The organism is Mycolicibacter kumamotonensis (assembly GCF_002086285.1).
GTDB classification, from domain to species: domain Bacteria; phylum Actinomycetota; class Actinomycetes; order Mycobacteriales; family Mycobacteriaceae; genus Mycobacterium; species Mycobacterium kumamotonense.
The window spans coordinates 47,077-60,098 of record NZ_MVHU01000005.1 but is presented as its reverse complement, the minus strand read 5'-3'; the positions used below and the strand labels follow the sequence as shown (position 1 = coordinate 60,098).

Below are 13,022 nucleotides of genomic sequence, written 5' to 3'. Positions count from 1 at the left end.
GTGGCCATCGGTGCGTTGCTCGAAACCGATGCCGCGCGCTGCGCCGAACTGGAGTCGCAGTTGTTCGGCGGCGACGACCCGTGGCCGGCGGAGGCGTTTCACCGGGCCATCGGCGCCCCCGATCATCACTACGTCGCGGCCCGCATCGGCGATGAGCTGGTGGGCTACGGCGGGATCTCGAGGCTCGGGCGTACCCCGCCGTTCGAATTCGAGGTGCACACCATCGGGGTGGATCCCGCCCACCAGGGCCGCGGAATCGGCCGCAAGCTGCTGGACGACCTGCTGGCCTATGCCGCCGGCGGTGTCGTACATCTGGAGGTCCGCACCGACAACACGGCGGCGATCGCGCTCTACCGTGACGTCGGCTTCGTCGAGACCGGATTGCGGAAGCGCTACTACCGCAACGGTGCGGACGCCTACATGATGCGGCGAGAGGCCTGTCTATGACAATCGTGCTGGCGATCGAATCTTCTTGCGATGAAACAGGTGTCGGCATCGCGCGGCTGGCGGGCGACGGCACGCTGGAGCTCCTGGCCGACGAAGTGGCCTCCAGCGTCGAAGAGCACACCCGGTTCGGCGGGGTGGTGCCCGAGATCGCGTCGCGGGCGCACCTGGAGGCGCTGGGCCCGACGATGCGCCGGGCGCTGGCGAGTGCGGGCCTGCAGCGTCCCGACGCCGTGGCCGCCACCATCGGCCCGGGTCTGGCGGGTGCGCTGCTGGTGGGCTCGGCCGCGGCGAAGGCCTATGCCGCTGCCTGGGGGGTGCCGTTCTACGCCGTAAACCACCTGGGCGGACACTTGGCCGCCGACGTCTACGCCCACGGTCCGCTGCCCGAGTGCGTGGGCCTGCTGGTCTCCGGCGGCCACACCCACCTGCTGCACGTGCGGTCGCTGGGGGAACCGATCGTCGAGTTGGGCAGCACCGTCGACGACGCCGCCGGGGAGGCCTACGACAAGGTGGCCCGGCTGCTCGGGTTGGGCTACCCCGGCGGGCGGGTGCTCGACGAGCTGGCCCGCACCGGGGATGCCGATGCCGTGGTGTTCCCGCGCGGGATGACCGGGCCGCGCGATGCCCCCTACGCGTTCAGCTTCTCCGGACTCAAGACCGCGGTGGCCCGCTATGTGGAACGCAACCCCGACTTCGTCCCCGCCGATGTGGCGGCGGGCTTCCAGGAGTCCGTCGCCGACGTCTTGACGGCCAAGGCGGTGCGGGCGGCCACCGACGTCGGTGTCGGCACGTTGTTGATCGCCGGTGGGGTGGCCGCCAACTCCCGGCTGCGTGAGCTGGCCGAGCAGCGGTGCGCGGCAGCCGGTCTGAGCCTGCGCATCCCGCCGCTGCGGCTGTGCACCGACAACGGGGCGATGATCGCGTCGTTCGCGGCGCATCTGATCGCGGCCGGGGCGCCGCCTTCGCCGCTGGATGTGGCCACCGATCCCGGCCTGCCGGTGGTGCAGGCCCGGATCGGCTGACCCCCTGACCCCCGCCCCCCACGGCGTGAGCGTGTTTGCCCCCGACACGCCGGGCGCAGGCGTACAACTGTGCACCTTCGCGCAAAAGTTGCGATTCGCAGCGGCCCCACCTTGAGTGCTAGCACTCTCATGTATAGAGTGCTAGGTGGCAGTCGGACGATTCCTTGCTCGGCACCCGCGACGACGACGCGAGGGTTCGCACGAATGCCGAACACCTTAAGTAAGTACGTACCGATGGGCCCGGCGAAATGCCGGGCCACATCCAGACAATGTGGAGGGCTCCAATCGTGGCGAGCGTGAACATCAAGCCACTCGAGGACAAGATCCTCGTTCAGGCCAACGAGGCCGAGACCACGACCGCTTCCGGCCTGGTCATCCCCGACACCGCCAAGGAGAAGCCGCAGGAAGGCACCGTCGTCGCCGTCGGTCCCGGCCGGTGGGACGAGGACGGCGACAAGCGGATCCCGCTGGACGTCAAGGAAGGCGACGTCGTCATCTACAGCAAGTACGGCGGCACCGAGATCAAGTACGCCGGTGAGGAGTACCTGATCCTGTCGGCGCGCGACGTGCTGGCCATCGTCGGCAAGTAAGCCACCAGCAACCACCGTGCCCGCCCCGGAGATCCCCGTACCAATCTGGTTTGGGGGGCGATCTCCGGGGCGGCACGCGTGAAGGAAGGGTTGAACATTCGTGAGCAAGCAGATTGAGTTCAACGAGGCCGCCCGGCGGGCCATGGAGGCCGGCGTCGACAAGCTCGCCGACGCGGTCCGGGTCACGTTGGGCCCGCGCGGCCGTTCCGTGGTGCTGGCCAAGTCCTTCGGCGGCCCGACGGTGACCATGGACGGCGTGACCGTGGCCCGAGAGATCGACCTGGAAGACCCGTTCGAGAACCTCGGCGCCCAGCTGGTGAAGTCGGTGGCCACCAAGACCAACGACGTCGCCGGCGATGGCACCACCACCGCCACCGTGCTGGCCCAGGCCATCATCTCCGGCGGGCTGCGCAACGTCGCGGCGGGCGCCAACCCCATCGCGCTGGGCGCCGGTATCGCCAAGGCGGCCGAGGCGGTGTCGGCGGCGCTGCTGGCCGCGGCCACCCCGGTCACCGGCAAGGAGTCGATCGCGCAGGTGGCCAATGTGTCCTCGCGCGACGAGCAGATCGGTGAGTTGGTCGGTGAGGCCATGACCAAGGTCGGCAGCGACGGCGTGGTCAGTGTGGAGGAGTCCTCGACGCTGAACACCGAGCTGCAGATCACCGACGGCGTCGGCTTCGACAAGGGTTTCCTGTCGGCGTACTTCGTCACCGACTTCGATTCCCAGGAAGCCGTGCTGGAGGACGCGCTGATCCTGCTGCACCGGGACAAGATCAGTTCGCTGCCCGACCTGCTGCCGCTGCTGGAGAAGGTCGCCGAGTCAGGCAAGCCGTTGCTGGTCATCGCGGAGGACGTCGAGGGTGAACCGCTATCGACCCTGGTGGTCAACGCGATCCGCAAGACGCTCAAGGCCGTCGCGGTCAAGGCGCCGTACTTCGGTGACCGGCGCAAGGCGTTCCTGGAGGACCTCGCGATCGTCACCGGCGCCCAGGTGATCAACCCCGACGTCGGCCTGACCCTGCGGGAGGCCGGTCTGGATGTGCTGGGCACTGCCCGCCGGGTGGTGGTCTCCAAGGATGACACCGTCATCGTCGACGGGGCCGGCACCGCCGAGGCGATCGCCGCTCGCGTCAAGCAGCTGCGCGCCGAGATCGAGGCGACCGACTCCGACTGGGACCGCGAAAAGCTCGAGGAGCGGCTGGCCAAGCTGGCCGGTGGGGTAGCGGTGATCAAGGTCGGCGCTGCCACCGAGACCGCGCTCAAGGAGCGCAAGCATCGCGTCGAGGACGCGGTGGCGGCCGCCAAGGCCGCGGTCGAGGAGGGCATCGTCACCGGTGGCGGCACCGCCCTGGTGCAGGCCCGCACGGTGCTGGCGGAGCTGCGGTCCTCGCTGACCGGCGACGAGAAGTTGGGCGTGGAGGTGTTCGCCGCCGCGCTGAGTGCGCCGCTGTACTGGATCGCCACCAACGCCGGTGTCGACGGCGCGGTGGTGACCAGCAAGGTGGCCGAGCTGCCGGCGGGGCAGGGCTTCAACGCCGCGACGCTGTCCTACGGTGACCTGGCCGCTGACGGGATCGTCGACCCGGTCAAGGTGACCCGTTCGGCGGTGCAAAACGCCGCCTCGGTGGCGCGGATGGTGCTGACCACCGAGACGGCTGTTGTCGACAAGCCGGCCGAGGCCGACGAGCACGCCGGGCACGGGCATCACGGTCACGCCCACTAGGCCTGGAAGCCATGAGAAAGCCCCCGTTTCGGCGGGGGCTTTTTCATGCTGTGAGACACCCGATGCCATCCAATCTGCAAATCACCAGAATTTGCCAGACCGAGACCTGTCGACGGTGCCAGACTCCGATCAGGTAGACCGGGCACCTGAAGGCGCTGAGAGATTGGTACCTCAAAGTTCTGGACGCCCATGTGGTTTTCGAGAACGAGGTGCTTTGGTTCATGGCATTCGATGAGGAGCATCACCGCCTTCAACCTGTTCCCCGCACCCCGATGGCGGTCGGGCTCTCGCATTCGGTGTACGCATTCCCCGACTTGGAGAGCCTTAGCCAAATTCACCGAGTTGAAGAAGGGCGGGATCTATCCGCGCGTCCCGGTACAGCATGGGCCGACCACTTCGCTCTACTACCGCGACCCCGACGGCAACATGGTCGAGCTACAGATCGACGACATGGCGCCAGACGAAGCGACTGCGTACCTCAAGGGCGACGAATACAGCCGTGACCCGTTTAGGCCATCGTTCGACCCTGAGGCGATGCTCACCGCTCTGCGAGCGGGCACTCCGGAATCCGAGTTGATAACCCGCACCTGGGCTTCGACGTGTCCCCAACAGAATGCTCCGCTGCTTCTGCTGACTTGATCCGGCGCCGACGGCGCGACTACGCGAGCAAAAAGTCACGGGCTCTTTTCCGGAACGCTCGATATTTCAGCCGTCCACCACGTTGCTTGGCGGTGCTTCGTCCACAACAGTGCGTGGATGCGGCGAGCTGGTTTGCAATCGTGGAGAACGGGTACTGATCCACCGCGGCGTCAAGCAGGACGGCGTATGACGGTGCTGAAAAGGAGATCACCATGAACGCAGTGGCTGCCACTGAATTCCTGGCTCGCTCTACAACGTTGACCAGTGTCGGGTGGATCGGTTACATCATCATCGGCGCCATTGCCGGCTGGATCGCGGGAATGGTCATGAAAACCAAATACGGCCTGTTCGCCGACGTCGTCGTGGGCGTTGTCGGCGCATTGATCGGTGGTTTTCTGCTGAGCTTCGTCGTCGACACGGCGAGCGGCGGCTGGTGGTTCACCTTGTTCACCGCGATCCTGGGCGCGATCATCCTGCTCTGGGTGATGCGTCTGTTCGGGCGCGAGGCGTAAGGGGCGAGGAATGATGAAATACGTTGCGGTTGCGGCTATGACACTGGGTGTGCTGCTCTCCAGCGGGTGCTCGGCCTCGAAGGTGATCAACACCGGTGGCGATACCCGATGCAAGGACTTCGTCGAGCAGGACGAGAAGAAGCAGGACGACGAAATCAGCAAGATGCTCAAAGACAAGAGCGGCGCAGATCCCTCCAATCTGGAGATCTCGGCGACCCGGCTGTCGGTGTCGACCTACTGCAAGACGGTGGGAAGCCCGGACAGCAAGATATCCGAGGCCCCGCACGGCTGACCGGAATTGCGGCCGTCAAGGCGATTCGAACCGGCCGCTACCGGCTCAGAAGAAGTTGCTGAAAAGCAGGTTTATCGAGTCGGACAGGGCCTGGAACGGATCGCTGTTGGCGACCCCGTGCCAGAGTAGGGCGCTGAGCCAGGCGTCGAACCCGTTGATGTCGCTGTCGTCGATATTGACGTAGGTCAGGGTGCCGTCGACCGTGGTGGCGGCGTCGGCGATCTGGTCCGGCGTCAACCCCAGGTACTCGACGTGCGCGCCGAAGATGCCCAGCAATGCGCCCCACAGGCCGTCGGAGGCGTAGACGTCGGCGAAGTTGGAGACCGGATCGTCGGGCAGGCCGTAGATGGTGGCCGCGTAGAGGTCATTGGGTGTCTGGTTGCCCAGGACCTCGGTCATGCCCAGCAGGTTGAGCAGATAGTTCGTCAGGTCAGGGCCGATCGTCGCCACCATGGCCGATTCAAGGTATTGCCAGATGCCGTCCGGGGCGGAGGGGTTGCCGATGAACACGAAGTGCAGCGAGTCGAGTGGGATGCCGGCCTCGGCGAGGCGGGTCATGGCGATCGATTCGGCGGTGGCGCTTTGGGAGTAGCCGAAGATCGTCAGCGGGTGTTCGGCGTCGTAGGCGCCGGGGTTGGCGTCGAATGCGTTCTGGACGGCGAGCACGATCAGCCCCGCGCCGGTGAGGCTGCTCGGTCCCTGTTGGAAGAGTTCCGGGGTGGTCAGCACCTGGAGGGGGGCGCTGCACGGGCCGGTGCCGTCCATGTAGCAGACGATCGAATCGGTTGAGCCGCCGTTGAAACCGAGCGGGTTGAGATAGAGGTTCTCGACCGATCGCGCGAATTCCGGCGACGGCGTCGGCTGGCCGGTTCCGCCGAGGATGAGCGCGGTCTGACTGCCGGCCAGCGGACCGGTAGAGGCGAGCAGCGTGGCGGCGGCGCTGACGGTGTGAGCGACTCCCACGCCGGCCGCGGCGGTGATCGTCGCGGCGACCGCAAGCTGGGCAAGGGCCTTAACGGCTGTACCGCGCTCTCTCGTGTTGGGTTCGGTCTCCGCCAGTAGCCGCCCCGCGCATCGCCTCGCCACCTGAGCCATAGCCTTCCCTCCCGCTGTGCGTCGCATGAGAGTATCCCGTTCTCAAAATCGAGTCAGCATTCTCATCCGCGGGGCCGGCCGTTGGTTCGCGCCCCGCTCACGGTGGGGACGAGGCGCGGCTCAGAACTCGTCGGCTCAGAAAAAGTTGTTGAATAACAGCTGCAGCGAGTCCCACAGGCTCTCGAAGATGCCACTGTTGGCGGCCCCTCCGACGAAGACCGCATTGAGCCAGGCATCGAGGCCGTTGATGTCGCTGTCGTCGATATTGACGTAGGTCAGGGCGCCGTCGATCGTGGTGGTGGCGTCGGCGACCTGCTCGGGTGTCAGGCCCAGGTACCACACGTGCGGCCAGAGGATGTCCAGCAGCGCGCCGAACAGTCCTTTATCGGCATAGACGTCGGCGAAGTTGGAGACCGGGTCACCCGGCAGGCCGTAAATCGTCGTCGCGTAGAGGTCATTGGGTGTCTCGTTGCCGAGGACCTCGGTCATGCCGAACAGGTTGAGCAGATAGTTCGTCAGGTCGGGGCCGAGTGTCGCCACCATGGCGGCTTCCACGTGTTGCCAGATGCCATCGGGAGTCGACGGGTCGCCGATGAACACGAAATGCAATGCGTCACTGGGAATGCCGAGCTCGGCCAGCCGGGTCATGGCGATCGACTCGGCGGTGGCGCTTTGGGAGTAGCCGAAGATCGTCAGCGGGTGGTCGGCGTCGAATGCGCCCGGGTTGGCGTTGAATTCGTTCTGGACGGCGAGCACGATGGCCGACGCGCCGGTGAGACTGCTCGGGCCCTGCTGGATCAGTTCGGGTGTGGTGAGCACCTGCAGCGGCGCGCTGCACGGGTCGGTGCCGTCCATGTAGCAGACCGTCGAATCGGTTGATCCGCCGTTGAATCCCAACGGGTTCAAAAACAGGTTCTCGGCGGTCCGCGCGAATTGAGGTGACGGCGTCGGCTCGGTGGTGCCCCCGAGGATGAGTGCCGTCACGCTGCCCGCCAGCGGACCGGTGGAGGCCAACAGCGTTGCCGCCGCATCGACGGTGTGGTTGATCCCCACCCCGGCCCCGGCCCCGATCAGGCCGGCGACGGCGACGTGTGCGATCGCTGTCTTCGTCGTTGCTCCCCGCGTTCTCATCGCATGTGCTTATCACACGCTGATATTGAGTTCGCCGTTTTTCCGGCCGTTTGCTAACTGACGCACCCGTCAAATCAGGGTGAGCGGGTTCCCCTCCGGACCGGTCAGAGCGTGTCGGGACACAGGTTGTGCTGTGCGGCGTTGAGCAGCATGCGCCCCTTGTCGAGGTCGTTCGGGTTCAGCTGCGCCAGTGTCTGTTCGGGCTTCTCGCCCAGGTGCAGCCGGTTACAGGCCATCCACCCGTTCGCCACGACCACACCGTCGGGCAGCTGGGCGTCTGCGATGGTCAGACCCGGAAACCCGTTGGCCCGCAACTCGTTGAGGAACCCTTCCTCATCGGCGTAGGCGGTGGGTGCGCCGATCAACCCGATGCCGACCCCGGCCGCAATCGTCCCGAACAGCAGCTGTGTGCGCACGTTGTTCCCCTTCTCGCGACGGCCTGCACCGCTGGGAAGCGTAGCGGCGTCGCTGCCGGCGATGTCGGGTAACGACCGGAATCTCAGCTCAGCGGAGTCAGACCCTCGTTGGGGCGCAGTCCGCCGGGTGCATAGGGTCCGGTCACCAGTGAGGGGCAGGCGTCGAACGCGCCCACCACCGAGCCGGTGTCGGGGCAGTAGTAGACGTCGCTCAGATCGCCGCAGAGTCGCTGGTCGGAGCAGCCCGCCGGGTCGGCGTTGACCGCCGGGGCCAGGGCGACGCCCAAAGTGGTGACCAGTACTGCCGTCAATGCCGGTGCAGATCGCATGCCTCTGACTCAACACGATCGGTCCGACAATGTGGACAAACAGTGCGCAGCCCCCGAATTGCGGGGGCTGGTCTGGCCCTGTGGTCAGCCGCTGGGCCGCAGGTAGCGCAGCGCGGCGTGCCGCTCGGATTCCGACATACCGCCCCAAATGCCGTAGGGCTCCCCGACAGCCAGCGCGTGCTGACGGCATTGCTCCATCACCGGGCAGTTGCGGCACCACTTCTTGGCGTTCTGCTCCCGTTGGGCTCGGGCACGACCGCGCTCCCCGTCGGGTGGGAAGAACACCGACGAGTCGACCCCACGACATGCTCCTCGGAGCTGCCAATCCCATACATCCGCATTGCGGCCGGGAAGTTGCTCAACCAGTGGCATGGGAACCCCTCTCGAACGCTGGTCGGCCGGATCGGTTGCGGCCGTTGAGGTGTCTCGGTGGTGCGCGAAAAACAGCGCCGGCTGATTTCCGGCGCTGAGGGGACGCTAGCCAAACCGTCTGAAGTTAGACCCACGTAACGGTTAAGAAAGGGTGACCTAAGACAGTGGGCATTCCCTGAGAGTGGATGTTTTTCCGGGTGGACGCCGAGGTGGTGACCCGGCCGCGTAACGTCGCGCAGCGATGAGCGAGGACCCAGACGCGGCGCTGGCTGCTGCGGCATTCGGCGGTGCCCCCGGCCGCTGGCCTTTGCCCGCCGCGACCACTCCCCGGCAGCGGTGGCTGCGCGCCGTCGCCGCGGGCGGGCAGGGCCGTTATGCCAGTGCCGACGCCGACCTGGCGATGCTGCTGCGCCAGACCCCGGCCGGCCCGTTGGCCTCGCTGGCTTACAGCACGCGGGCGTCGTTCCTGCGCCAACTCGGCGGCCACCAGCTCGCCCGCGGCCTGGACGGCCGGGCGCTGGCCCTGGCCCGCAACGAACAGCAAGCCGACCCCGAGGCCACCGCCGATGCCCTGGTGGGGCTTGCCGCCGACGCGCTGGGCATCGGGCGCTTCGCCGCTTCGGCGGCACTGCTGCGCCGGGTGCCCGAGCCGCCCGCGCCGTCCCGGCTGGCGGTGCGCCGGAACTGGGTGACGGCCGAACTGGCGATGGTCACCGGTGACGGCGCCACCGCGGTGCGGCACGCCGAGCAGGCCCTGGAGCAGACCCACGACGCCCCGGATGCCGGGGCGCGTCATCGGGTCAAAAGCCAGGTGGTGCTGGCCGGCGCGCTGTGCTGCGCGGGGCATGTCGACCGAGCGCGCGCGGTGGCCCAGGCCGCACTGCAGGACACCGAGCGGCTGGGACTGATTCCGTTGCGATGGGCGCTGGCGTGCCTGCTGATTGATGTGAACGACGCTGCTAGTGCGTCCTACTCCGTGGAAGAGTTGTGCGGCCTGCGGGATGAGGCCGCTGAGCTGGTGCGATACCGCGGCGGACAGTGGCAGCACCGGTAACGGCTCAGCGGTAGCCGTCGGCCTCCGAGGTGGCCCCGTTGAGCGAGGCGTCGGCGTAACCGCGACAGTAATCCCAGGTCACGTAGCTGTCCGGCTCCGGGTCGTAGGCCGGCTCGTGCGGGCGGACGGTGCCGTCGATGAGTAGCTGCAGCAGGTTGGCGCGCAGCATGTCCCAGTCGTGGTAGTGGTCCTGCTGGCAGTCGTCGCAGCACACCACCAGGCCGCGGATTCCCCTGCGCGCCAGCAGTGCCTCATAGACCGCCAGGTCGGCGAGGTCGGCCTCGACCGCGGTCCGCTCCTGCGGATCCAGAGGCTGGCCGGGTTCGACGGCGTCCAGCGCAGCGGACGGGTCGTGGGGATCGTCGGCGAACGGGTCAGGCGGCAAACCGGGTGGCAGGTGGTCACGCACGCCCATCAGGGTACGCAGACCCCATGTCAGAACGCCAGCGGCCGGTTATAACCGTCAAGGGTGGTGGGGGACGGAAGCCGCTGTACGCCGCGACTAAGATGGGCTTCTACCCCGGCTGCGTAGTGGAGGCTCCCGATGTCCGTTGGTGATGCCAGCGCCCCGACGATTTCGTATGCGACCGGCCCGCTCGATGATGCGCCGCCCGCCGGCGGCCAAGCCGGTGGGCATCCGGACAAGATCGCCATGCTGGGCCTGACCTTCGACGACGTCCTGCTGCTTCCTGCGGCGTCCGACGTAGTGCCGGCCAACGCCGACACCTCCAGTCGGCTGACCCGCAAGATCCGGCTCAAGGTGCCGCTGGTCAGCTCCGCCATGGACACCGTCACCGAGGCCAGGATGGCGATCGCGATGGCGCGCGCCGGCGGCATGGGTGTGCTGCACCGCAACCTGCCGGTCACCGAGCAGGCCGGCCAGGTCGAGACCGTGAAGCGCTCCGAGGCCGGGATGGTCACCGATCCGGTCACCTGCACCCCGGAGAACACCCTGGCCGAGGTGGACGCCCTGTGCGCGCGGTTCCGGATCTCCGGGCTGCCCGTCGTCGACAAGAACGGCTCCCTGGTCGGGATCATCACCAACCGGGACATGCGCTTCGAGGTCGACCAGAACAAGCCGGTCGCCGAGGTGATGACCAAGGCGCCGCTGATCACCGCCCAGGAGGGGGTCTCCGCGGACGCCGCGCTGGGGCTGCTGCGCCGGCACAAGATCGAGAAGCTGCCGATCGTCGACGGCCACGGCAAGCTGACCGGGCTGATCACCGTCAAGGACTTCGTCAAGACCGAGCAGCATCCCAACGCCACCAAGGACAGTGACGGCCGGCTGCTGGTCGGCGCCGCGGTCGGTGTTGGCGCCGACGCGTGGGTCCGGGCGATGACGCTGGCCGACGCCGGAGTCGACGTGCTGGTCGTGGACACCGCGCACGCCCACAACCGGCTGGTGCTCGACATGGTCGGCAAGCTCAAGGCCGAAGTGGGGGAGCGGGTCGAGGTGGTCGGAGGCAACGTGGCCACCCGGAGCGGCGCGGCCGCGCTGGTCGAGGCCGGCGCAGACGCGGTGAAGGTCGGGGTCGGCCCCGGTTCGATCTGCACCACCCGGGTGGTCGCCGGGGTGGGCGCCCCGCAGATCACCGCCATCATGGAGGCGGTAGCGGTGTGTCAACCGGCCGGGGTGCCGGTGATCGCCGACGGCGGGCTGCAGTACTCCGGTGACATCGCCAAAGCGCTGGCCGCCGGGGCGTCGACGGCCATGCTCGGTTCGCTGTTGGCCGGCACCGCCGAGTCGCCCGGTGAGCTGATCTTCGTCAACGGCAAGCAGTTCAAGAGCTACCGCGGCATGGGGTCGCTGGGCGCCATGCAGGGCCGTGGCGGCGCCAAGTCCTACTCCAAGGACCGCTACTTCCAAGACGACGCGCTCTCCGAGGACAAACTGGTGCCCGAGGGCATTGAGGGCCGGGTGCCGTTCCGCGGTCCGCTGACCACCGTTATCCACCAGCTCACCGGCGGCCTGCGGGCGGCGATGGGCTACACCGGGTCGTCGACCATCGAAGCGCTGCAGCAGGCGCAGTTCGTGCGGATCACCGCCGCGGGGTTGAAGGAGAGTCACCCGCACGACATCACCATGACCGTCGAAGCGCCGAACTACTACGTGCGCTGAGCAGACGTTCGTCCCGGCACATTCTCGCGCAGCGAATACAGAAACGAGGCTGACCCGTCATGCGTGACATGGTTGAGATCGGCATGGGCCGCACCGCTCGACGTACCTATGAGCTCGACGACATCAACATCGTGCCGTCCCGGCGCACCCGCTCCTCCAAGGACGTCTCAACGGCCTGGCAGCTCGACGCCTACCGGTTCGAGGTCCCGGTGCTGGCCCACCCCACCGACGCGCTGGTGTCCCCGGAGTTCGCGATCGAACTGGGCCGCCTCGGCGGTCTGGGGGTGCTCAACGGCGAGGGGCTGATCGGCCGGCACGCCGACGTCGAGAGCAAGGTCGCCCAGGTCGTCGAGGTGGCGGCCAAGGAGCCGGAGCCGGAGGCGGCGATCCGGCTGCTCCAGCAGCTGCACGCCGCGCCATTGAACCCCGAGCTGCTCGGCGCCGCGGTGGCGCGCATCAGCGAGGCCGGGGTGATCACCGCGGTGCGGGTGAGCCCGCAGAACGCCCAGGCGCTGACGCCGGCACTGGTGTCCGCCGGTATCGATCTGTTGGTCATCCAGGGCACGATCATCTCCGCCGAGCGGGTAGCGAACGACGGCGAACCGCTCAACCTGAAGACGTTCATCTCCGAGCTCGACATCCCGGTGGTGGCCGGTGGGGTGCTCGACCACCGCACCGCACTGCACCTGATGCGCACCGGCGCGGCCGGGGTGATCGTCGGTTACGGCTCCACCTCGGGGGTGACCACCTCCGATGAGGTGCTGGGCATCAGCGTGCCGATGGCCACCGCGATCGCCGACGCCGCCGCGGCCCGCCGCGAATACCTCGACGAGACCGGCGGGCGCTACGTGCATGTGCTGGCCGACGGCGACATCCACACCTCCGGGGACCTGGCCAAGGCGATCGCCTGTGGTGCCGACGCGGTGGTGCTGGGTACTCCGCTGGCGGCGGCGGCCGAGGCGCAGGGCGACGGCTGGTACTGGCCGTCGGCCGCCGCGCACCCGTCCTTGCCGCGCGGCGCGCTGATGCAGGTCGCCTACGGGGAGCGGCCGGGGTTGGCGCAGGTGCTCGACGGTCCCTCGGATGACCCGTTCGGGTCGCTGAACCTGGTCGGCGGGCTGCGCCGGTCGATGGCCAAGGCCGGCTACTGCGACCTCAAGGAATTTCAGAAAGTCGGGCTGACCGTCGGGAGCTGAGCTCGGAGCGTTTTTCGTCTCCCGGGGACAAAAAACGGGCGGAAATGTAGCCTCGACGACCCTGCTACCGCCGGTACCGGCTGGT

Annotated in this window: 16 protein-coding genes; 10 read left to right on the top strand and 6 right to left on the bottom strand. The window is 67.7% G+C overall.

What is annotated here, in order from left to right; translation table 11 throughout:
* The 7 genes from rimI to BST28_RS05125 all read left to right on the top strand — a co-directional run bounded on the left by rimI (position 1) and on the right by BST28_RS05125 (position 5,225).
* A complete protein-coding gene (gene rimI / locus BST28_RS24585) occupies positions 1-447 on the top strand; it encodes a ribosomal protein S18-alanine N-acetyltransferase (protein WP_234808203.1) in 447 nt (148 codons plus the stop codon).
* The gene (tsaD, locus tag BST28_RS05150) at positions 444-1,469 is read left to right on the top strand and encodes a tRNA (adenosine(37)-N6)-threonylcarbamoyltransferase complex transferase subunit TsaD (protein WP_065287263.1); all 1,026 of its coding nucleotides are present in this window, start codon (positions 444-446) and stop codon (positions 1,467-1,469) included. Before rimI ends, tsaD begins: the two co-directional genes overlap by 4 nt.
* Positions 1,470-1,756: 287 nt before the next feature.
* Complete coding sequence (groES, locus tag BST28_RS05145) at positions 1,757-2,059, top strand: co-chaperone GroES (RefSeq protein ID WP_019736720.1); 303 nt, start codon at positions 1,757-1,759, stop codon at positions 2,057-2,059.
* A gap of 100 nt (positions 2,060-2,159) precedes the next feature.
* The gene (groL, locus tag BST28_RS05140) at positions 2,160-3,782 is read left to right on the top strand and encodes a chaperonin GroEL (RefSeq protein ID WP_083080230.1); all 1,623 of its coding nucleotides are present in this window, start codon (positions 2,160-2,162) and stop codon (positions 3,780-3,782) included.
* 342 nt (positions 3,783-4,124) lie between these two features.
* Complete coding sequence (locus BST28_RS24580) at positions 4,125-4,421, top strand: VOC family protein (RefSeq protein ID WP_019737713.1); 297 nt, start codon at positions 4,125-4,127, stop codon at positions 4,419-4,421.
* A 212-nt stretch (positions 4,422-4,633) separates the two neighbouring features.
* Complete coding sequence (locus BST28_RS05130) at positions 4,634-4,933, top strand: GlsB/YeaQ/YmgE family stress response membrane protein (RefSeq protein ID WP_029249315.1); 300 nt, start codon at positions 4,634-4,636, stop codon at positions 4,931-4,933.
* Between the two features lie 10 nt (positions 4,934-4,943).
* The gene (locus tag BST28_RS05125) at positions 4,944-5,225 is read left to right on the top strand and encodes a hypothetical protein (protein WP_019737715.1); all 282 of its coding nucleotides are present in this window, start codon (positions 4,944-4,946) and stop codon (positions 5,223-5,225) included.
* Positions 5,226-5,270: 45 nt separating this feature from the next.
* Here BST28_RS05125 and BST28_RS05120 read toward each other — a convergent pair whose 3' ends face one another.
* The 5 genes from BST28_RS05120 to BST28_RS05100 form a co-directional block, all read right to left on the bottom strand.
* The gene (locus BST28_RS05120; RefSeq protein ID WP_234808199.1) at positions 5,271-6,320 is read right to left on the bottom strand and encodes a PE-PPE domain-containing protein; all 1,050 of its coding nucleotides are present in this window, start codon (positions 6,318-6,320) and stop codon (positions 5,271-5,273) included.
* A gap of 135 nt (positions 6,321-6,455) precedes the next feature.
* Entirely contained in the window at positions 6,456-7,451 is a 996-nt protein-coding gene (locus tag BST28_RS05115) for a PE-PPE domain-containing protein (protein WP_234808198.1), read from the bottom strand.
* A 104-nt stretch (positions 7,452-7,555) separates the two neighbouring features.
* Positions 7,556-7,867: a DUF732 domain-containing protein gene (locus tag BST28_RS05110; RefSeq protein ID WP_083080227.1), complete on the bottom strand. Its 312-nt coding sequence runs from the start codon at positions 7,865-7,867 to the stop codon at positions 7,556-7,558.
* Between the two features lie 83 nt (positions 7,868-7,950).
* The gene (locus BST28_RS05105) at positions 7,951-8,196 is read right to left on the bottom strand and encodes a hypothetical protein (protein ID WP_234808197.1); all 246 of its coding nucleotides are present in this window, start codon (positions 8,194-8,196) and stop codon (positions 7,951-7,953) included.
* An 84-nt stretch (positions 8,197-8,280) separates the two neighbouring features.
* A complete protein-coding gene (locus BST28_RS05100) occupies positions 8,281-8,568 on the bottom strand; it encodes a WhiB family transcriptional regulator (RefSeq protein ID WP_029249317.1) in 288 nt (95 codons plus the stop codon).
* 241 nt (positions 8,569-8,809) lie between these two features.
* Here BST28_RS05100 and BST28_RS05095 point away from each other — a divergent pair, with 241 nt between their 5' ends.
* Positions 8,810-9,622, top strand: coding sequence for a tetratricopeptide repeat protein (locus tag BST28_RS05095; protein WP_083080225.1), 813 nt, complete (start codon positions 8,810-8,812; stop codon positions 9,620-9,622).
* A gap of 4 nt (positions 9,623-9,626) precedes the next feature.
* Here BST28_RS05095 and BST28_RS05090 read toward each other — a convergent pair whose 3' ends face one another.
* Positions 9,627-10,031, bottom strand: coding sequence for a DUF5319 domain-containing protein (locus tag BST28_RS05090; RefSeq protein WP_029249582.1), 405 nt, complete (start codon positions 10,029-10,031; stop codon positions 9,627-9,629).
* A gap of 243 nt (positions 10,032-10,274) precedes the next feature.
* Here BST28_RS05090 and guaB point away from each other — a divergent pair, with 243 nt between their 5' ends.
* A complete protein-coding gene (gene guaB, locus BST28_RS05085; RefSeq protein ID WP_205634564.1) occupies positions 10,275-11,741 on the top strand; it encodes an IMP dehydrogenase in 1,467 nt (488 codons plus the stop codon).
* A gap of 68 nt (positions 11,742-11,809) precedes the next feature.
* Complete coding sequence (locus tag BST28_RS05080) at positions 11,810-12,937, top strand: GuaB3 family IMP dehydrogenase-related protein (protein WP_207570044.1); 1,128 nt, start codon at positions 11,810-11,812, stop codon at positions 12,935-12,937.
* Positions 12,938-13,022: the final 85 nt, after the last annotated feature.

Excerpts from the sequence above, each read along its gene's own strand:
- BST28_RS05080 (WP_207570044.1), top strand. The coding sequence starts at position 11,810 with ATGGTTGAGATCGGCATGGGCCGCACCGCTCGACGTACCTATGAGCTC.
- BST28_RS05125 (WP_019737715.1), top strand. The coding sequence starts at position 4,944 with ATGATGAAATACGTTGCGGTTGCGGCTATGACACTGGGTGTGCTGCTC.
- BST28_RS05120 (WP_234808199.1), bottom strand. The coding sequence starts at position 6,320 with ATGGCTCAGGTGGCGAGGCGATGCGCGGGGCGGCTACTGGCGGAGACC.
- guaB (WP_205634564.1), top strand. The coding sequence starts at position 10,275 with ATGCTGGGCCTGACCTTCGACGACGTCCTGCTGCTTCCTGCGGCGTCC.
- BST28_RS05105 (WP_234808197.1), bottom strand. The coding sequence starts at position 8,196 with ATGCGATCTGCACCGGCATTGACGGCAGTACTGGTCACCACTTTGGGC.
- tsaD (WP_065287263.1), top strand. The coding sequence starts at position 444 with ATGACAATCGTGCTGGCGATCGAATCTTCTTGCGATGAAACAGGTGTC.
- BST28_RS05130 (WP_029249315.1), top strand. The coding sequence starts at position 4,634 with ATGAACGCAGTGGCTGCCACTGAATTCCTGGCTCGCTCTACAACGTTG.
- BST28_RS05095 (WP_083080225.1), top strand. The coding sequence starts at position 8,810 with ATGAGCGAGGACCCAGACGCGGCGCTGGCTGCTGCGGCATTCGGCGGT.
- BST28_RS05115 (WP_234808198.1), bottom strand. The coding sequence starts at position 7,451 with ATGAGAACGCGGGGAGCAACGACGAAGACAGCGATCGCACACGTCGCC.
- BST28_RS05100 (WP_029249317.1), bottom strand. The coding sequence starts at position 8,568 with ATGCCACTGGTTGAGCAACTTCCCGGCCGCAATGCGGATGTATGGGAT.